This is a genomic window from Pseudarcicella hirudinis (genome assembly GCF_900115665.1).
GTDB lineage: Bacteria > Bacteroidota > Bacteroidia > Cytophagales > Spirosomataceae > Pseudarcicella > Pseudarcicella hirudinis.
This window is the reverse complement of record NZ_FOXH01000001.1, coordinates 675,280-696,388: the sequence shown is the minus strand read 5'-3', so window position 1 is coordinate 696,388 and position 21,109 is coordinate 675,280. Positions and strand designations below refer to the sequence as shown.

Genomic DNA, 21,109 nt, shown 5'->3' with positions numbered 1-21,109 from the left:
TATGCATCAGATTCAAAAGCAAATCATTGAAATGGAACTGCCTGACGGAGCTGATGTATTAAACTGGCAGGAGAAAATCGTGGCTATCTGTAATGATTCCCTTGCCAGCCAAATGAGCAGATTATTCGATGAAATCAGTCCTGAAACTCAGATGTCAATGGATCGCATTTACCTGGATTTAGGGATAATTGATGGTGATGATTTCGAAGAAAAACTCCTGAAAATGGTTGAAAGTCAGCTGTCAGCATTTTTAAAAAAGGAGTATTCCATTCAAAATAAGCGGAAGAACCCTTCACAGAAAACATTTTTGCAAAAGAGCTTTCCTCAAAATGGATCGGCTGACTTTTCAAAATTTGGAAGTTTTCTCTTCTTTTTAGAAAATGGTACTGTTGGCTGGTGGACAAGTTCAGGGTTTTTAAGTGAAGTCGAAAATCATTGGGCAGAGGTTTTAAGTCCTGATCTTTCTGAGAGAAAGCAGCAGATAATGCTTTTGAAAAAAGTACTGATAAAGCCCATTCCGATGACCCGGATTATTAATCAGTTTTCCGTTGATTTTCTTTGGAAAGTTATAAATGATTTGATAGAAAATGCCGGAGTTAAAATTGAGGCTCTTCAAAAAGCTGTCGCAATTTTTGAGGAGAGTCTCGGACAAGTTTTAAAGAAAAGTACTGTTTTTGACATTAAAACAGAAGTGTTGAATCAGATTATAGAAAGTGTTTTATTAGATAAATCATTAATAGTGAGTGATTTGTATGGTATTTTTTCTGAAAGTATATTAAAAAAACGACTTCTTTCCCAAACAGAGAGTACTACTTTTTTAGAGGTATTAGCGCAAGACTTTAAAGAGAATTTTGCTGAGAAAACCGAGGGCTTGAACACGGAGAAATACAAAAAGGCAGCATTAGGCTTTGAGGAGAAAGCAGGCGATTATAAAGTTGGGAAATCAGAGGAAATTGAATCTCGGAAAACCAGCCAGAGCAAGGAAATTTACATTGAAAATGCCGGATTAGTAATTCTTTATCCATTTCTGAAAGAATATCTTAAAGCTTGTGAAGTGGCAGATGATGAAAAGATTCTGAAGGTTAATGAGGCGGTTCATTTACTCCAGTATCTGGTTACTTCCCAATTGGAAACATCTGAAAATGAACTTGTTTTGAATAAAATATTGTGTGGGTTACCGCTTGATTTTCCGGTAAAGAAAGCATTCGGAATAACCCCTGAGCAACAGCAGCATGGTGAAAATCTGCTGGATGCTGTGATTCGTTACTGGACTGTTATGAAAAATACCAGTCGGGAAGGTTTGCAATTGAGTTTTTTGAGGAGAAACGGGAAATTAAGCAGACAGCCGGATGGCTGGCTTTTGCAAATAGAACAGGCTCCTTATGATATGCTTTTGGAAGAACTCCCCTGGGGTTATTCAGTCGTTTCTTTACCCTATATGAAAGAAATGATTTTTGTGGAATAAGTTGATTAATCACATTACGATTCCTGAAACTTAAAAGAAACTGAACTTGAAAAGTCCGGGCGAAAAAGCTAAAAATCCGCAGATTCAGCGAAGTCAGCATCCTTTTTTCTCAAAAAGAGGAGAGAATAGCTTTTTTGGCCAAACTGGTGTACAAGCCAAAATTGAAGTCGGTGAAGCCGGGGATGCCTTTGAGCAGGAAGCTGATGCTGTAGCTGAAAAAGTGGTAGCACAGACAGGTTCTGAAACCAAAGAAAAATCTGATGGTGAAAAGATTCAAAGCAAACCGATAGCCGAGTCCATTTCACCGATCGTCCGGCGAAAACAGGACGATGAAGAAACAAAAGTTCAGAAAAAAGAAGAGGGGCATTCAGCTCAGACCGCTCCGGCAAGTGTAGAAAAGGGTATTTCCGAAAGCCATGGGAGTGGAAGCCCGATGCCTGGTAAAGTAAAGGATGAAATGGAGAGTGGTTTTGGGGCAGACTTTTCCGGCGTAAGAGTCCATACAGATTCCAGAGCGGAAAAAATGAACCAGGATCTGGGTGCGCAGGCGTTTGCTCATGGAAACGATATTTATTTCAACCGGAATAAATTTAACCCGAATTCGAATGAAGGTAAAAAACTCCTGGCTCATGAATTAACGCATACGGTTCAGCAGGGAGGAAGTGGTGTAAAGAAAAAGAAAATACAAAAGGGAGATGATACTTCCGGAAGCAGTACTTATAAAAGCAAAACCGGGAAAGGTGAAGTTGAGAGAAATGGAAATACCTTTAAACTGAAAGTTGCCTCTATGCGTCTTCCAGACTTTAAAGTACCGTTTACAAAAACTCCTTTTACACTCCCAAAAGAAGAGAGGGCAAACCAGCAGATTGCTATTTGGGAGGGACAATTTGCGTCTTCCGACAGTATTAAAAAACATGTAAAAGATAAAATCGGGGAAGCTCCTCAGCCAATTATCAGCGGAAAATCCTCCTATGCCTTCAAACTTAAGGATGGAGGCGGAGAAACCAGTTATGTCATAGGTGATGCTGACCAGATTAAGCAAACGATGCTTCGTCCGTTTTGGGACTTAAACGGTAAGCGACAATCTTTTCATGTTGACCATAAACAGGAATATCAATTAGGCGGTAGTGATGATGATCCTAAAAATCTCTGGCTTTTGGAAGCAAAAGTGAATGTGGCCTCGGGAGATAAAATCAAGACGGAAAAATACCTGAAGATTCAGGAATTGATGGATGAGGCCCATGATGACGGCGGATTCTGGCAGGCAGGAACTCCTGATGCCAAAACCATTAAAAACAGCCCGAGGTATGACATCAGGTTTTTAGCAGTAGAAGGAGGTTTGAATGTCGGATTTAAGGATGAAAAGAAATACACAGAAACAGAAATACGACAAGGAAAACCCTTAGGAGGACTGACACCGCTTTCTAAAAGTGAAATCAAGAAAATGGGATTTGATAATGACAAGCAAATCCTGCTTTTTTCAAGAAGTGACGGAGGAACCGTTAATAAGATAGATTATGAAAGGGGCGGTCAGAAAGATATTGATTTAGGCTGGGGCGTAAATGTCAGAGCCCTGAAAATCAATGTCAACCGAGACGCAGAGAATATAATTGGCGGCGGTAGTTCTGTAACAGGGAAAATATTTAAAAATGATGGTAAAAAGATTCGTTTTGTTCATGATTTTGAATTTACATTTCCTGTAAAGCCTGTAGGCACTTTGCCAAATACGGGTTTTATTGACCAAAGTCAGCTGCGAAACCAGTTCAAAGATGAGCTGGAACTGGCAGGTTTGAGCCCGATTGCACTGGATGAGGCTCAGTTTGAGGAAGAAAAAGGCCTGGTTGCCAGAGGGAAAGTGCTTCCTTCCGTACCGTTTTTAAAAGATGCGAATATCGACATCGTAATGTCCGGAGAAGATATTTATTTAGAAAAGGTATTTAACATAGAGCAAATAAAAATTCCCAAACCATTTTCAATTACTGATTGCAGCCTCGCAGTAAGATTAGGAACAAAAGGACTTGAAATACAGGGCGGAGTTGATTTTGAGATTGAAAAAGTCGGAAAGGGAAGTGTGGAAGGATTTATTAATACAAAGTCGGAAGCGGGCATAAAAGGTTCTTTTGAATTTGATACCAAGCTTTTTACCAAAGCAAAAATCAGCATCGGTTACGAAAATGATAAATTTAAGGCAGAGGGAGAGCTGGCAATTGGCAAAGACAAAATAAAAGGCATCAAGAAGGCTGATGCAAATGTAAAATTTGAAAATGAAACTCTTACGGCTGCCGGAAGTGCAGACCTTGATGTAAAAGGCCTTGAAAAAGGCACCATGAGTCTTAAATACAACAAAGAGGTATTGGAAGTGGGGGGCGAATTTACCTTAAGTAACGACATCCCTCGTATAAAAGGCGGTAAAGTCAATGCAAAAGTTGTAAAAAAGGGTGATGAGTACGAGGTATCAGCCGGAGGGTCAGCCGAGATAGATCTGCCGGGTTTTAAGGAAACAACACTTGCAGTTGAATATGTTAACGGGGCAATTACGGTTGAAAGTACGCTGCAATATGAAAAAGGGATTGCGAAAGGCAGCATTAAAGTCGGTGCAACGAACCGACCAACTGATGAAAACGGGAACCCTGCCGGAGAGCCCGGTGATAAATGGGTAGTTTACGGAAACGGGGAACTGACACTTAAACTTACTCCCTGGCTTCAGGCCTCTGCCAAAGTAACACTGACCAAAGCCGGAGAGATGGAGGTAAGCGGAACTATTGGTATTCCGAATGCCCTTGAGGTTTTTAAAGCTAAAACAATCAATCAGCCTCTGCTGAAATTTCCGACACTTGAAATACCTCTTTTAGCTATTCCGCTTGGTCCGGTTAGTTTGGGTCTGGTCGCAACTATCGGAGGAGGTATAGATTTCAATGCGAGTATCGGCCCCGGTAAACTTGAACAGCTGAGTGCTACAATTAATTATAAACCCGGCCAGGAAGATAGCATCTCTCTGAGTGGAAAGGGAAAGTTTGTAGTACCGGCAGAGGCAATGCTGCGTGTTTACGGACGTGCAGGTATAGGATTAAGTGCGGCAGTAGCAAGTGTTTCCGGAGGAATAGAAGTTGGTGCCGGAATAGGTATCAAAGGAGCCGCCGAAGCCTCTCTTGATGTAGGCTGGACTCCGCAGGATGGTATATCATTGCATGCACAGGGAGAGGTTTATGTTGAACCTGCGCTCAATTTTGATGTTAAATTATTCTTACAGGCTCATATTCCGTTTTATACAAAAGAATGGACGAAAACACTTGGTCAGAGACAATTTGGCTCAGGTATGAAATTTGGCTTATTATTCCCGATTGATTACAAAGAAGGAAAGGATTTTAATATTTCTATGGAAGATTTAAAGGTTATTAAACCCGACCTTGATCTTTCATCAGTGATCGATAATTTCAAACACGAACTGTTTGATTAAATAGATTTTACCGGAAACCTGAATCAAAAATTATAAGAAATGGAGGTTTTAGATACTTTTAATAACCAGGGCGTAAAATCCTTTTTAGAAGGAAACCTTGAAAATGCTGAAATAGCTTACAGAAAAGCCATAGAGGAAGATACTGAAAATAGCTCAGCAATGAATAACCTCGGATTTTTGTTAGTTCGTCAGGGTAAACCTGATGAAGCAAAAAAACTTTTTCTGCAATCCCTGGCTATCAATTCAGAAAGTGACTCCACTCATCTGAATATCGGTAACCTGTATTTGTCTGAAAATGACCTGAAATCCAGTCAGTATCATCTGGAAAAATCACTTAGCCTGAATCCTGACAGCGCTTTTGTCTTTGAGGGTCTGGCCAGATTATACCTGAAATTGCAAAAATATGAGGAAGCCGTAGTGGCACTCGAAAGAAGTATCGAATTGAATCCAGGTAACACAGATCTGAAAACCACATATGCCTCATTGCTTTTATCCCTGGGAATGATTGATAAATCCACTGAAGCTTTCTACGAGATTTTCTTGTCAGATCCCGAAGAAACTGAAGCATTAATTGGCATAGGAATAACCTCTTTCATCAAAAAAGATTTTAATGTAGCTCAGAATTTCCTGAAAAGAGCTTTAGCCATAGAACCAGAAAATAAAAAAGCAAGGCAAAATCTGGCCAACTGCTATTTTTCTATGAATGAAGGAGAAAAAGGATTGAAAGAATATGAAAGGATTCTTATGCTTTATCCGGATGATTTAGAAGCAAAAACTGATTTGGCAGTTATTCATTTAAGTCTGGGAAACACAGATTTAGCTCATAAATATATCAGGGAGGTTTTATGTATCGAAGCATTACCTAAGGCAGTTTACTACGAAGGTGTCATTCTGCATTTGAAAAAGGATTTTGTAAATGCCCACAGGATTCTTGAAGATTTAAGTAAAACGGAACATTCTTATCAAAGGAAAGCCTTTGAATACTTAAATCAGTATTTTGAAAATTGAATCAGCAAATCTCAAATAACCAAAGGCCATGAAAGTCATGTTAAGCAGAGGTGTTCCGCCTCAGAAAGAATCTAAATCTTTGCTTGAAAGCTCTAAACAACAATCAGCAAATCAGCCTTTTTTTGGAAAAAATATTAGAAAACAAGAGGATAAAGCTGCAAACAACACGAAAGAGGAGGAGAAAAAGATGCAGAAAAAGGAGGATTCAAAGAAAGAAGAAGAAAAGAAAGTAAATAAAAAGGAAGAATCTCCTAAAAAAGAAGAAGAGAAGAATGTACAGAAAAAGGAGGATTCAAAGAAAGAGGAAGAGAAGAAAGTAAATAAAAAAGAAGATTCTCCCAAAAAAGAAGAGGAGAAGAATGTGCAGAAAAAAGAGGATTCAAAGAAAGAGGAAGAGAAGAAAGTAAATAAAAAGGAAGATTCCCCCAAAAAAGAAGAGGAAAAGAATGTGCAGAAAAAGGCTCAGCAGCCTAAGGCTGAAGAAGAAAAAGTAATGAATAAATTACGGAGAAAGCAGGTTTCTTATATGAAAATCCGGAAAAAAGAGGCCGACAATTCCAGTAAAGAATTGCCGAAAAATCTGGAAGAAAAACTCTTGGCCACTAAAGGTTCCGGTTTTTTACTTTCAGATGATATTAAGAAAGAAATGGAAGGAAAATTTGGTGCGGATTTTAGTCATGTGAGAATACATACCGATCATGATGCAGCATTGATGGCAGAAGAGCTTGGCGCAGCGGCTTTCACTCATGGAAGTGATATTTATTTTGCAAGCGGGCAATATGCACCTGAATCAACGGAAGGGAAAAAGCTTTTGGCACATGAACTCACTCATGTTGTTCAGCAAAAACAGGTATAAAGAAACAGATTTCCGGAAGGGAATATAGATTTTGTTACGGCTATGAACACTATTAAAGTATATTATCTTGACTCGGCCAGTTCGTTTTTGAAAGAACTTATCGGAAATCGTCTCCGGGATTACCTGCAAGGTGAAAAGGTTCCGTTTTTGTACGAAAAAGCTACAATCGGCGCCTTGAAGCGATCTCCGAGGTTTCAATACGTTTTCAAAAACCACCTACCCGAGGATGAAGAGTTTATTATTGTTCTGCTGGCTTTAATACCGCATTTATTACCGGATTTTTTCACGGAAATTATTGCCGATTTTTTGCAGGAAGGTGGTGAATTACCGGAATTTGGCGGGATAAAAGGGAATCATCATCGGGGGATTATTCCAACCGGTGAAACGGCTCTTTTTGTTTTATCGGGTAAAGACCTGGAAAAACGTTCCCGCATGGCTCAATTGCTTTCGTCAGACTCATGGTTGGTTAAAAATAATATTCTCAGTCTCGAACCAGTTCCGGAAACTGAACCGAGATGCAGTGGCAGACTGGTTCTCAATGAGGAAGCCAGTGAATATCTGTTGACTGGAAAAATCAGCCGGCCTAAATTTTCTCTGGAATTTGGTGCAGAATTTCTTGCGACAGAGCAATCCTGGGACGATCTGGTATTGAATCCTCATACAGTTAATCAGATCAGGGAAATTGAAATCTGGCTGAGGCATAATCAAACTTTACTGAATGACTGGGGAATGAAAAATAAACTGAAGCCAGGTTATCGGGCATTGTTTCACGGCCCTCCGGGCACGGGTAAAACCATGACTGCCATGCTTATCGGAAAATATACGCAACGGGAGGTTTACAGGGTTGATTTATCCAAAATTGTGTCAAAATATGTCGGTGAAACAGAGAAGAATCTTTCAAAAATCTTCGATAAAGGCCAAAACAAAGACTGGATCTTATTTTTCGATGAAGCAGATGCGATTTTCGGAAAGCGGACCAATGTAAAAGATGCCCATGACAAATACGCCAATCAGGAAGTAGCTTATTTGTTACAGAAAATTGAACAATATACGGGTCTGGTAATCTTGGCGAGTAATCTCAAAAGCAATATTGATGAAGCTTTTACCCGCAGAATTCATACCATTATTTATTTTCCAAAACCAACTCCTGAAGAAAGAGTACAAATCTGGAAAAGGACATTTCCGGCACAGGTTAAATTTGAGCCCGATCTTGACCTGGAAGAAATATCTCTTAATTATGAACTTACAGGAGCCAATATTGTCAATGTAGTACATAAAGTATGTCTGGAATTATTGAGCAGGAATACAGTAATGCTTTCCAATGAATTACTGATTGAAAATATAAAGAAGGAATATTTAAAAGAAGGTAAAATGATCTGAGGAAGTTTTTCGATATGATGATGTTTTAATGTATTTTTAAAAATCAGGCAGAAAGGTAACTGCCTGATTTTAATTTTTAAACTTGATGGAAAATACTTGTTTTTGATTCGTCATTTTTACTAATTTTAATTCCTGAAATCATGCTTTGCAGCGTGATTCAATTAAACCTTATTTTGCTAAACTTAAAATAAACAAAATGGAACCCTCAAATCAAGCAATTACAGTAGAAGCAACTGTTAAAGCCCCGGTAAAAAAAGTATGGGAATTTTGGACAAAACCTGAACACATTACCAAATGGTGTCAGGCTTCGGATGACTGGCATGCTCCTTATGCTGAGAATGATGTAAGGGTTGGTGGCAAATTCAAAACCACAATGGCTGCAAAAGATGGGAGTATGAGTTTTGATTTTGAAGGTGTTTACATCAATGTTGAAGAGGATAAACTTATTGAATATCTGATTGCTGATGGTAGAAAAGTAAGTATATCTTTTGCTGCTGAAGGAAATGAAACCAATGTGACCGAAACATTTGATCCTGAAGATACTAACCCGCATGAAATGCAAAAAGGGGGATGGCAGGCTATTCTGGATAATTTCAGGAAATATACCGAACAGTAGTAATAAATGTTACTAAAACATCAATGAAATGAAAAATCCAATCTATACCTGCCTGTGGTTTGACGGACAAGCTAAGGCTGCTGCTGATTTTTACTGCTCTGTTTTCCCGAATTCTCAAATCAATTCAGAGTCACCGATGGTGGTGATATTCGAGTTAAACGGGAGAAAATTTATGGGATTGAACGGCGGGCCCCATTTTCAGTTTAATGAAGCCGTATCATTCGTAGTTGATTGTGAAAATCAGGAGGAAATAGACTATTATTGGAATAAACTTACTGAAGGAGGAGAAGAAAGTATGTGCGGCTGGCTTAAAGACAAGTTTGGTTTGTCGTGGCAGATTGTACCGACAATTCTTCCTGAACTAATGAGCGATCCGGAAAGGTCCGGCCGGGTTATTCAGGCCTTTATGCAGATGCGGAAATTTGATATTGCAAAACTAATGGAAGCCTGATAAATAACATTGCAGCACTTATTTGAGGTACAATTGAATCAGGACGAGGGTGTAAACTCCTTTTAACCTGAGCAATTGTACCTCATTTTTATAGAATTATCATACAATACTAATTTTATCCGGCAGGAATTACGTATCATTTATGCCGTCAATTTTACGCATAAGAATAATTGGATAGATCCTTCATTGAAAAGTTTCACTCATCAGATATTTTCAGCATTTATTGTATTTTCTCTGATTTTTGAGCTGAAGACTCATTTACTCAAGTATCAGAAACGGGCGTTGAAATCAAATAATGCGCCATTCGAAGAAATAAATTGGATTTAGGCTATTTCTGCTATTAGCTTTGAACAGCCTAAAACTATAGAAAACCCTCCCCAGCTTTAAATAATAGCAATATTCAGTGAAACAATACTGTCATAACCTGCCTCTGCAAGGACAGGATTGGTTTTTATTGCCTGATGCTTGCAGATCAGTTGTTAAAGAATTTCTCTCAATACAAGCTATAACTTAACACCCCAAAACATGGAAAAAACAGCTACCCGCCAAACCTGAAAGACAATTTGCCTTGTCATTCAGCAAAATTCTCATGCTGAGATTGTCTAATCCGATCTCAATTCTGATAACACACTATTAATTCAGTAACTAAACCATCAAACAATTCATGAAAAAGCTGACAGCATCTCTGATACTGACAATGTTTTATGCAGTATCGGTTCTCGCACACCAAAATTTCACTTCACCTGATACCAGGGATGTTTTTAAATCTAGCAATTCTTACTCCGTCAAAGGACAGGATAAAAGTCTGAATGTTGAATTTATAAAGGCCGATACGGTAGAGAATGTAAGTTCTGATGTATTCTTTAAGGATACAGATGAGTTTACCGCAACTTATGATAAAAACAATACTGTAAGCCAGGAAATACATAATCAGGCCTTTGATCTGTATAAACAGGGAAAATGGGCGGAACTTGAAAGTTTATTTAAAGCAAATAACCTGAATGGCGGATGGCCTCCCGCAAATGGAGGATATAATATTCAGGACAATATAACGATTAAAGCGGGAGAGAAGTATGATCGTTATAGCGGGCCGACGCCAAACTGGAATGGTCAGGGAGCACCGGTTTTGGGAGGTAATTTTACAAGTCCTATCTTTGACGGTGCAAGTTACAGTTTTGGTGAAAGAGCATTGAATAAGCCTGAAAATACTTATGATTTTTATTATGAGATTGAAGTTTTACAGGACCTCCCGTTTACAGGCCAGACCGCCGGCATTATTCCCTGGTTCGGACAGGCAGGTAATGGCAAACAGACTATGTGGAAAATTCCGGTTGATCCTAAAACAGGTTACCCTAAAACCTGGAATCAACTGGCAGAAGAAGGTTTTATTAAAATTACAATAAAAAACTCGCCAAGCGGCAAGTATCCTGATTTGATTAATACTGTTATCAAATGATCGAAAAAATAACAAAAGTTAAAGAGGCGGGTTATTCTGTTTATGGAGACCCGCTTCTGAAAGACCTGAAAGAGCAGCCTGAAAGTGGTAATTTTAAGGCAGAACTACCTTTTCAGTTTAAATATAACAGCAGCTGGCAGGTAGGACATACCTGTGAGAAATGCAGTAAGCAGGTACTTTTTGGAGAAGAAGCTGATTCAGACGGAAGGCTTTTGCCCAAATCCTTTGATACGCTGAAGTATTTATGCAGTAAATATTACAAAAAGGACTTTCTGAAGGATTTTGTTAAAATCTTTGAAGCAACTGAATTAAAAAAGTTCGAAGAAAAGTATTACGTTATCAGCGATAGCATCTTTGAGGAGGATTATCCTGTTACCTCTTCGATAACTCCTTTGTTCTATTCATGTCCGAATTGTAAGGCAGAATATCTGGTACGATTCAGGCAGGGATATCCTTATGCTCCTGATGCCGGAAAACCAGAAGGAATGCCCGGAACTATATTTATTGATGAAATTGTCTTTGTTAAAACCAAAGGGAATAAAAAAATCATGGAATTGATTAGAGAAAATGGAACGGACTAGAAAATTCAGCCAAAAGAAGGAAGATTGTATTTTGAAGTCTTTCTTCTTTTGGCTGAATTTTTCTTATTTTAATTCCAGCAGAAACTGCATCGTATCAACACCATCTGCATAATCCCAGAGTTTGGGCGACTGGCTTTGTCCAAACGGCAGGCTGTTTTTAAACCAGGCATTTTGAGAAACCATGCACTGGATTTTCTCCAGATTTTCATCGATTTTGGTATTCAGTTCCTCTGCATTCTCATAAGTCTCATAGAAAAGTACTGAGATAGGAGATACCAGCGCCTCATTTTCCGTTATCATCAAAAAACCATTATCGAAGTGAGGAACTCCGTTGACGAGGTATATGGAACGGTTATAGTCGTAATTGTTCTGAAACTTGTTGTGTTGTATGACTTCGGAAAGAGATTCGATACTTTGGTAAAAATGATCGAATTTATAGCCTTTCGGAACATACATTTTGGAAATGTTTCTGCAACCCAACCCATAATAAGCGGTGATGTCTTTCCCCAGACTATTTAGTTCTTCTGTATTTTCCTGTCCATTCAAAATAGCCACGGAACTTCTGTTTTTACGGATAATATGTGGTTTATTTCTGAAATAATATTCAAAATAACGAGAAGTATTATCCGAACCTGTTGCAATAAGGGCATCAATTTCCTTCATTTGTTCGGAAATCCGGATATCAAGAGAAGGGTTGATTTCTAATAACTTATTGATTAATGCGGTCATCAGCACATTATCCTGAGAGCTAACTTTGGCTACGCAGGCATGGCCGGAAATGACAATGGTAAGAAGATCGTGAAAACCTACAGCAGGAATATTACCAGCCATAATTACACCTATACTTTTGACCTGCATCTGCCTGTCAGGTATTTCATATAAGCCGGCCCAGGTATTAAGATGCTTTTCGTCGAGATAAATTTCGGCAAGAGCCTTCAGTGATTGTCTGGTATTTTCAGGAGTAAACCAATTGTTTGTATGTACGGCATTATCTGCCCAGGTCTCTATTTCTTCCTGATTTTCAGGGTTTCTCAGAAACTTTCCCAGTTGAATGAAACTATCTATTCTATTGTTTAAACTCATGTTTTCTTATTTTATCTGCAAATTTAAGCAATAACTTTCAAATAAATTTTTTGCAATACTCTTCAAACTTTATATACTATTCAGAGTTTACTTATTACCTTTGCACTGTAATTAGTAAAACAACCATTTCTTTCCGGATGCTGTTACCTTTCCGGAATCTGATATAAGGAAATGAAGATACTAGTTCGATGATTGAGATTTAAAGTATTTAGATAACTAAAATTTAGTATAATTATGGCAATCATGATAACCGAGGAGTGCATTAACTGCGGTGCGTGCGAACCTGAATGCCCGAATACTGCTATCTATGAAGGTGGTATTGAATGGACATGGTCAGGTGGTACCGAGTTAGTGGACGTTGAGTTAGAAGATGGTTCGGTCATTGGAGGAAAAGATCCTATGACCCCAGTTTCGGATGAGTTTTATTATATAGTAGCTGATAAGTGTACAGAATGTATGGGATTCCATGAGGAACCACAATGTGCCGCCGTATGTCCGGTTGACTGTTGTGTTCCGGATCCGGATAATGAAGAAGATGAAGAAACTTTACTGGCTAAAAAAGCATGGTTACACGCAGAAGCGTAGATATACTATAAATTACTCATTTTTCGAAAAAGGCCTTAAGCATATTTGCTTAGGGCCTTTTTTATTTACTGAAACCTTCCATTCCGCATTCTCAGACTGATTATTTCCTGTAAACTTCTCAAAGTGCAATTATTATGCATACAGTGTTTTTCTTTTAAAATTTCTATAAATAACAAAAAAGTCCTATTTTTTCTTAGAATTTGAAACAAATAATATTTGGTTTTTTATTGATTTTGCAGAAGGTTTTAAAATTGACTTGATTTCGTGAAAAAACCATGTTTTTGTTAAAATTGAGTGTGAAAAAGTATTGATTTTCTGTAAAAATCTAATAATATCAAAAAAATAGGTAATTTTTTTGATATTATGTTTGGATAAATGATTCCGAAGTTTAATATTTGTACTGTAATCAAGCATTTATTTATAACTCTTTTACCAAATATTATTATGAAAAAAACCTTAACCACCCTATTTTCTTTGTTTTTAGGTTTTGGCGCATTTGCACAGGAAGCTAAAGAGGACAAAGGTAAATTTACATTCTCAGGATACATTGATTCGTACTATTTTGCGAACTTCAATAATCCTGCTGACAGAAGCAATTTGGGGGCATCAGGTACAGCACGCGCCTTTGATCAGAAATCCGGGCAATTCTCATTGGGATTGGTGCAAACAAAAATCGGTTACTCTACTTCTAAATCCGATGTAGTGGTAGATTTAACCTTCGGACCTAACGCAGATTTAGGTCAATACGGGAACGTAATCGGACCTTTGGGAAAAGGATCGACAGCATTAGCAATCAAACAAGCGTACTTTAACTGGAAGGCTACTGACAAATTAACATTCACTGCCGGACAGTTTGGTACACATATCGGTTATGAAGTGATTGATGCGCCGGTTAATTACAACTATTCGCTTTCGAATTTGTTTAACAACGGTCCATTCTATCACATTGGAGTAAAAGCACAATACGCATTCTCAGACAAATTCTCGATCATGGGAGGTATTGTAAATAACGTAGATAATTTGAACGATAATAACAAGTCTAAAGGCCTAATTGCTCAGGTTTTCGTTCAACCTGTCAGTGGCTGGAACTTGTACGTGAACGGAATTACTTCGAATGAAGCTAATACCGACCCTGCAACAGGTAAAGATCCGGACGGAACATACGCATTGTTAGATTTAACAACTACTTATCAGATCACCGATAAATTCCTGGTTGGCTTAAATGCAGCAACAGGTACACAAAAAGGTGATTATCAAGGTGGTGGAGGTCCGGTAACAAGTAAAAGCTGGGGCGGCTTTGCAGTGTATTCGAACTACGCTATTTCAAGCATATTCGGAATCGGAGCAAGAGTTGAATCTTTTAATAACAAGGATGGTGTGAGAGCGCTTCGTTTGGCTGATGGAACTGGTGTCAGTGTAACTTCAATTACAATTACTCCGACTTTCACAGTAGCAGACAGCCATTTATTCCTTAAGCCGGAGCTAAGAATTGATTCTTATGACAAGAACTTTTTCGTAGATGGCGACGGTAAAGACCAAAAATCACAAACCACTCTTGGATTAGCAATGATTTATAAATTCTAAAACAAACATTATAAATTCTGAACAAATCCATAAACCCTAAAATTACAAACACACATGACAGCACAAAAACCCAATTGGATTCCATTGATCGCGCTTTTGGCGGTCGCAATCTTAGCTCTTTTTGCTCCGCAACCCGGCGCAAGTCCAACTGAAGGATTAAATTCAGGTGATACTGCCTGGATGCTTGTATCCTCTGGTCTGGTATTATTGATGACACCTGGTCTTGCCTATTTTTATGGCGGTATGGTGAACCATAAAAACGTGATTTCTACAATGTTGCAATCATTTATTGCAATGGGAGTAATCTCTGTGATCTGGGTAGTTTTTGGTTTCAGTCTTGCATTCGGTGATTCTATCGGAGGCTGGGTAGGAAATCCGATGACATTCTTCATGTTCAAAGGTGTATTCGAACACCCTCTTGAATTGGTTTCAAACCTTGATCCAAGTGTGAAGTTGTCTTTCACAATTCCTTTTGCTTTGTTTGCTTTCTTCCAGATGAAATTCGCCGTAATTACTCCGGCGTTGATCTCAGGAGCTTTGGCAGAACGCATTAACTTCCGTGCTTTTGTATTATTTATGGTATTCTTCTGTATTTTCGTATATGCTCCGTTAGCTCACTGGACATGGCATCCTGCCGGCTTCCTTTTCGGATTAGGTGTTCTTGACTTTGCCGGTGGTACTGTTGTACACATGAGTGCTGGTTGGGCGGCATTAGCTGGTGCGTTATACTTAAAACGTCGTAAGTCACATATCGAAGCAAATGTATTGCCTCCTGCAAATATTCCTTATGTTCTTTTGGGAACAGGTTTACTTTGGTTCGGATGGTTTGGTTTCAATGCCGGTTCGTCTACAAGTGCAGGTCCTTTAGCGGTTTCTGCTTTCGCAACTACTCACGTGGCTGCTGCATCTGCCGGTCTTGCCTGGATTTTATTTGATGTAAGTCGTGGTAAAAAAGTATCTGCTTTAGGTTTCTGTATCGGTGCTGTAGTTGGTTTGGTTGCTATTACTCCTGCTTCCGGTTTCGTAACTGTAACGGCTTCAATCTTCATTGGTGCGGTAGCTGCTATTGTTTCTAACATTGTAGCACACTGGAGAGCTAATTCTAAATTGGATGATACGCTGGATGTATTCCCTTGTCATGGTGTAGGTGGTATGATGGGTATGTTGATGACAGGTTTGTTTGCTACTAAAGCAGTGAATGCTGTAGTAGGAGATAACGAAGGTTTGTTCATCCACGGTCAGACAACTTTATTCTTCAAACACTTGTTGGCTTTAGCAATCGTTTCAGCATTTGCTTTCGGTGTTTCTTACCTTCTGTTATTTATCACTGACAAAATCGTTCCGTTACGTGTAAATGAAGAAGAAGAAAGATTAGGTTTGGATGTTTCTCAACATGACGAATCTCTAATCGAAGTTTAGAAATAGAATCAGAAAGGATTAGATTCTTTCGATCTGTCGATAAAATATTTAAACATAGCCACAAGTAATGGTTCTTGTGGTTTTGTTTCAGAAGGAAAGCCCTCTCGCTATGCAGGAGGGCTTTTTCTGTGCTTACTAAAAATCCTTTAAATAACTGGAATTAAATATTTCTTTCTATGTGTCCTGTGTTCCTATGTGGTTGCAATATGTCTATTGATCTATGTGCCCTATAAGCCTATGTGGTTACAATGTGGTTATCCATTCACAAAACTTCTATGTGCCCTATATTCCTATGTGGTTGCAATGTGGTTATCTGGTAAGACTTCATCTATGTGCTCTATATTCCTATGTGGTTGCAATGTTCCGATCCATTCACAAAACTTCTATGTGCCCTATGTTCCTATGTGGTTGCAATGTTCTACTCAGTTACAAAACTTCTATGTGCCCTATATTCCTATGTGGTTGCAATGTATCTATCTGGTTGCAACCCCGCATAGCTTTTTACAGAATATTATTTACCTTTGTTATACCACAAGTTTGGTTTCTTGTGGTTTTGTTTTGTTATGAGAAAAGGCTGCCCATATCTATGAACAGCCTTTTTTGTTATATTCTAAGCTACCGGATTTCTAGTGCGTTTCAAAAACTTCAGCTTCCTGCACTTCAACAATCATGTCAGCATTGATTGAAACCAGAGCTACTTCCTTTAATTCGTTAATCAATAAAGGATCATATTTTGCTGAGACTCTGACATAATTTTCAGTAAATCCAGACATTTGTCCATTCTGATGAGCATTTTCAACGTCTTCCTCAAATAAGACCTTAAAAGTCTTGTTAAGTTGCTGTTCATAAAAGAACCTTCTCTTTTTATCGGAAAGAACATGCAGCATTTTAGATCTTTCAGATCTTTTCCCGGCTGGGACTACCGGCTTAATAGCCAGCGCAGCAGTATTTTCCCGTTCAGAATAAGTAAAAACATGCAGATAACTTATATCAAGTTCATTCAGAAAGTTGTATGATTCCAGAAATGCTTCATCTGTTTCTCCCGGATGACCTACAATTACATCTACTCCGATACAGCAATGAGGCATCACAGATTTAATCTTTGCGACTCTTTCCTGATAAAGTTCACGTTTATATCTGCGTTTCATTAATCCGAGAACCTTATTTGAGCCGGATTGAAGAGGAATATGGAAATGAGGAACAAATCTTTCAGATTTAGCCACGAAATCTATAATCTCGTCAGTCAGTAAATTTGGCTCAATAGAAGAGATTCTGATACGCTCTATCCCTTCAACCTGATCTAATGCGTTTACCAAATTGAAGAACGTTTCTTCTCTTTTGCCATTCCTTAACCCGAAATCTCCGATATTTACACCAGTCAGGACGATTTCTTTCACTCCATTCTCAGCAATTTCTCTCGCTGCTTTTACCACATTTTCTATAGTATCCGAACGGCTTGCTCCTCTTGCCAACGGAATAGTGCAATAGGCACAGGGATAATCGCAGCCATCCTGAACCTTCAGAAAAGTTCTGGTACGATCATTTAATGAAAATGAAGTATGATACTCGACAGCTTCCTCTATATTTTTGTTATAAATAACAGCTTTTTCCCCGGAAGGTTGTTTCACGAATCCATCCAGAAGGTCAATTAGCTGAAATTTCTCTGCTGCTCCCAATACCGCATCAACTCCTTCAATTTCAGAGATTTCCGTGGGCTTCAGTTGCGCATAACAACCAATGATGGTTACATATCCGTCGGGATTAATTTTCTTGGCTTCCTTAACGATTTTCTTACATTTCTTATCGGCATTTTCCGTTACAGAACAGGTATTTACGATAAAAATGTCCGGCTTTTGGTTGAATTCAACCTTTTCATATCCTTTTTGCTCAAACATTCTCGAAATGGTTGAGGTTTCGGAATAATTGAGTTTACAACCTAAAGTATAAAATGCTACTTTTTTCATTCTGCAAAATTAAAATAATAAGCCGCAAGAAACAAGATTTGAACCTTGTCCTTGCTCAATGGGCTTAAAATAAGGCTTATTTATCCAGAAAATCCTGAAATGTACTCTGCACCAAAGCCTTACCCGCTGAAATATCCTGTTTTGAAGGCTCTCCTTCCTGTTGAATAATTTGTTTACTTACATTATCGAATACAAACCATTTCCCGGGTTGTATTAAGCCAAACCCATTATGAAATGCGAAATAGGCAAATTCATGGGTATCTTTACTGAAAATATCTTTTGACCAGATATATTCCCTGCTGTCAAGATGTACCTGGTTCAGTAAAGTCCTGGCTAAATCATTCTGTGAAACAATTTTATCGATAACTATCCCTTTTTCTTTTAACGCACCACCGAGCCACAGCATCGGAATATGAAAATTATTTGGTTTTAAGGGATTTTCAGGAAGAGGATGGCCATGATCTGCTATAATCACTACCAACGTATTTTTCCACCAGTTTTGTTCCTTTGCTTTTCTGATAAAATCACCAAGGCTTTTATCTGTATAATGTAAAGCATTCAGGAACATGCTTTTTTCATCGTCACCTTTTATAACCGTTTTCATGGGAACGATAAATGGTTCATGGCTGCTTAAGGTAAAATAATTGACGAAAAAAGGTTTCTGGTATGTACCTAAATCATGTAATAATCTGTTAAAAACTACATGGTCATCTGCTCCCCAGCGGGTATTCTGCATGTCTTCCTGATTAAAATCATTTTTGGTAACCAGCTTGTCGAACTGTCCGTTGAGCATATATGATTTTATATTGGCAAACTCCGGTTCTCCGCCATAATACCAGGCTGTTGAATACCCGGCTTTTCTGAAATCTTTGCTGAGAACAGGCAATTTTGCTGTCTTTTTAGGCATAGTCATAATACTTGTAATCGGCTGAGCCGGATAACCGCTCAAAACAGCAATCAGGCCTTTATCAGAGCGATCGCCGCTTGCAAAGCACTGTTTAAATAAAATACCTTCGTCTGAAAGTTGAGCTAATTCCGGAAGTACATTACTCAGCCCTCCGGTTTTGGAAAATGCCTTTGCTGTTAAACTTTCCCAGGTAATAATGAGTACATTGGGTCTGTCAGTATTCAAAACCTGCAGTGTCGTAGTGCTTTTTTCAGAAAAGAGAGAGTCAACAACTGATTTTGCCTCTTTTTTACTGAAATAAATAAAAGGATTTTCACTTTCAGCAGTTTTGTTTACTACGGAATCGAAAAAATTCCAGAGCGGGTTGATCGCCGCATGATTAGCAAAAGGAATATTTGAAAAATAAACAGTACTTTGGTTAACCGGAGATAGCTGAAAACCTCCTCTGATTGGAATAATAAGTACTGAAGCAAGGAATATTCCGATCGGGAAAAAATACCATTTATGATAAGAATCAAATGCCTTAAGGTGATTGATAAATCTATTGAAAACCAGAAAACTACTGATAAGTAAGAACAGTAAAAGACTAACTAAAAGAAAAAGGGGGGATGCTCCGGCAGAGGCAGCCATTTCCCTGGGATGATTAATATACATTAAAGGTGTTGCATCGATCCGGAAGCCCCAGTTTCTGTAAAGTTCGAGGTCAGCTATAATGATAAATCCGGAAAAAACCAGACAGGCAGCAGTATAGATTTTTAAGAATATGAGGTTGAATTTATCAATTTTAAGGGTGTTAAAAACAGGGAAAAGTAGAAACGGAATAACAGAAAAATAAGCAGAAAAAGAAAGATCTAACTTAATCCCATGCCAGAATATACCCAAAATCGTAAGGCTATCCAGTTCGCTTGTCTTAGTCAGGTGATAAAATAAGAACAAAATTTTGGCTAACAGGAAATAGATCAACCAAAGTGAATAATATTGAAGTAGGAATAGCAATCGTCTCTGCATCTGAATTTTTTTTGCAAAGTTATGGATAATATCTTCATGAGATTTTCATAAAAGAAAGATTAGAGGGAAATGCTGTAAAATAAAAATGGCTCTTACCAGATGATAAGAGCCATTTTCAGCAGATAATTTCGTAAAATTAGATTTTAGCAGTTTTAACTGTTTTAATAATACGAGCTGCAACTTTATATGGATCAGCCGCAGAGTTAGGACGACGGTCTTCCAACCATCCTTTCCAACCTTTTTCAACTGCAGCGATTGGAATACGAATTGATGCACCACGGTCAGAAACTCCGTAAGAGAATTGATCGATAGCCTGAGTTTCGTGTTTACCAGTCAAACGTAAATGGTTATCAGCACCATAAACTTCGATATGTTCTTTTACATATGGAGCGAATGCCTGACAAATGATGTCATAAGTTTCTTTCTTACCTGCTGTACGTAGAGCAGTGTTAGAGAAGTTAGCATGCATTCCGGAACCGTTCCAGTCTGTATTACCAAGTGGTTTACAATGCCAGTTGATAGATACGCCGTATTTCTCACCTGATCTTTCCAACAAATAACGTGCAATCCAGATTTGGTCACCAGCTTCTTTCGCACCTTTAGCGAAGATCTGGAATTCCCACTGACCGGCAGCAACCTCAGCATTAATACCTTCAACGTTCAAACCTGCTTCAAGACAGATGTCAAGGTGATCCTCAACAATTTCTCTGCCGAAAGCATTCTGCGCTCCAACTGAACAATAATATTGTCCTTGTGGTGCAGGATATCCATTTGAAGGGAAACCTAATGGTTTGTTAGTTTCAGTATTCCAAAGGAAGTATTCTTGTTCGAATCCGAACCAGAAATCGTTATCATCATCTTCGATAGTAGCGCGACCATTGGTTTCGTGAGGAGTTCCGTCAGAATTCAATACTTCACACATGACTAAGTATCCCTCTTTACGAGCAGGATCCGGACAAATGAACACAGGCTTTAACAAACAGTCTGAAGATCCGCCAGGTGCTTGCTCTGTAGAAGAACCATCAAAAGACCACATATCGCAATCTTCTAATTTTCCACTGAAATTGTTTTCAATTTTAGTCTTGCTGCGGAGGCTTTGTGTTGGTTTGTAACCATCTAGCCAAATGTACTCAAGTTTAGCTTTTGCCATGATTTTGTAACAGAATTTTATAATGGGGTTAACTTTTCATTAAATTATGGGACAAATTTAAGGTAGTTTTCTTTAAAAATGCAAAAAAAAATGAAAAACAGTGCTTTTTTTTAACATTTACCTATTTTAAAGTATCTAA

16 protein-coding genes are annotated in these 21,109 nt (G+C 38.4%); 12 read left to right on the top strand and 4 right to left on the bottom strand.

Annotated elements, in window-relative coordinates; all coding sequences use genetic code 11:
• Position 1 precedes the first annotated feature (1 nt).
• The 9 genes from BM179_RS02945 (at position 2) to BM179_RS02900 (ending at position 11,270) form a co-directional block, all read left to right on the top strand.
• Positions 2-1,465 (top strand): contractile injection system tape measure protein, encoded by a 1,464-nt coding sequence (locus BM179_RS02945; protein WP_143095133.1) that lies wholly within the window; start codon positions 2-4, stop codon positions 1,463-1,465.
• A gap of 46 nt (positions 1,466-1,511) precedes the next feature.
• Positions 1,512-4,922 (top strand): eCIS core domain-containing protein, encoded by a 3,411-nt coding sequence (locus BM179_RS02940; protein WP_092011829.1) that lies wholly within the window; start codon positions 1,512-1,514, stop codon positions 4,920-4,922.
• A gap of 39 nt (positions 4,923-4,961) precedes the next feature.
• Positions 4,962-5,930 carry a tetratricopeptide repeat protein gene (locus BM179_RS02935; RefSeq protein WP_092011826.1) on the top strand — a complete coding sequence of 323 codons (969 nt, stop codon included), beginning with the start codon at positions 4,962-4,964 and terminating at the stop codon, positions 5,928-5,930.
• 28 nt (positions 5,931-5,958) lie between these two features.
• On the top strand, positions 5,959-6,786 hold the full coding sequence (locus BM179_RS02930) for an eCIS core domain-containing protein (protein ID WP_092011823.1): 828 nt from the start codon (positions 5,959-5,961) through the stop codon (positions 6,784-6,786).
• 42 nt (positions 6,787-6,828) lie between these two features.
• Complete coding sequence (locus BM179_RS02925) at positions 6,829-8,166, top strand: ATP-binding protein (RefSeq protein WP_092011820.1); 1,338 nt, start codon at positions 6,829-6,831, stop codon at positions 8,164-8,166.
• Positions 8,167-8,362: 196 nt separating this feature from the next.
• Positions 8,363-8,782, top strand: coding sequence for an SRPBCC family protein (locus tag BM179_RS02920; protein WP_092012038.1), 420 nt, complete (start codon positions 8,363-8,365; stop codon positions 8,780-8,782).
• Between the two features lie 28 nt (positions 8,783-8,810).
• Entirely contained in the window at positions 8,811-9,233 is a 423-nt protein-coding gene (locus BM179_RS02915; RefSeq protein WP_092011816.1) for a VOC family protein, read from the top strand.
• A 664-nt stretch (positions 9,234-9,897) separates the two neighbouring features.
• Positions 9,898-10,689 (top strand): glycohydrolase toxin TNT-related protein, encoded by a 792-nt coding sequence (locus BM179_RS02905; RefSeq protein ID WP_218159142.1) that lies wholly within the window; start codon positions 9,898-9,900, stop codon positions 10,687-10,689.
• Positions 10,686-11,270 (top strand): hypothetical protein, encoded by a 585-nt coding sequence (locus BM179_RS02900; protein ID WP_092011810.1) that lies wholly within the window; start codon positions 10,686-10,688, stop codon positions 11,268-11,270. The genes BM179_RS02905 and BM179_RS02900 overlap by 4 nt, the downstream gene beginning before the upstream one ends.
• Before the next feature lie 63 nt (positions 11,271-11,333).
• Here BM179_RS02900 and BM179_RS02895 read toward each other — a convergent pair whose 3' ends face one another.
• A complete protein-coding gene (locus BM179_RS02895) occupies positions 11,334-12,353 on the bottom strand; it encodes an acyl-CoA reductase (RefSeq protein ID WP_092011807.1) in 1,020 nt (339 codons plus the stop codon).
• A 234-nt stretch (positions 12,354-12,587) separates the two neighbouring features.
• On the opposite strand from BM179_RS02895, the gene BM179_RS02890 reads away from it, so the two are divergent.
• The 3 genes from BM179_RS02890 to BM179_RS02875 all read left to right on the top strand — a co-directional run bounded on the left by BM179_RS02890 (position 12,588) and on the right by BM179_RS02875 (position 15,941).
• Positions 12,588-12,938, top strand: coding sequence for a 4Fe-4S dicluster domain-containing protein (locus BM179_RS02890; protein ID WP_092011804.1), 351 nt, complete (start codon positions 12,588-12,590; stop codon positions 12,936-12,938).
• A gap of 444 nt (positions 12,939-13,382) precedes the next feature.
• Entirely contained in the window at positions 13,383-14,522 is a 1,140-nt protein-coding gene (locus BM179_RS02880) for a porin (RefSeq protein ID WP_092011799.1), read from the top strand.
• Positions 14,523-14,576: 54 nt separating this feature from the next.
• A complete protein-coding gene (locus BM179_RS02875) occupies positions 14,577-15,941 on the top strand; it encodes an ammonium transporter (RefSeq protein WP_092011796.1) in 1,365 nt (454 codons plus the stop codon).
• A gap of 626 nt (positions 15,942-16,567) precedes the next feature.
• Here BM179_RS02875 and mtaB read toward each other — a convergent pair.
• The 3 genes from mtaB to BM179_RS02860 form a co-directional block, all read right to left on the bottom strand.
• Positions 16,568-17,905, bottom strand: coding sequence for a tRNA (N(6)-L-threonylcarbamoyladenosine(37)-C(2))-methylthiotransferase MtaB (gene mtaB / locus BM179_RS02870; RefSeq protein ID WP_092011793.1), 1,338 nt, complete (start codon positions 17,903-17,905; stop codon positions 16,568-16,570).
• A gap of 76 nt (positions 17,906-17,981) precedes the next feature.
• Entirely contained in the window at positions 17,982-19,820 is a 1,839-nt protein-coding gene (locus BM179_RS02865) for an LTA synthase family protein (RefSeq protein ID WP_092011789.1), read from the bottom strand.
• 136 nt (positions 19,821-19,956) lie between these two features.
• A complete protein-coding gene (locus BM179_RS02860; RefSeq protein ID WP_092011786.1) occupies positions 19,957-20,970 on the bottom strand; it encodes a glutamine synthetase beta-grasp domain-containing protein in 1,014 nt (337 codons plus the stop codon).
• Between the last annotated feature and the right edge of the window lie 139 nt (positions 20,971-21,109).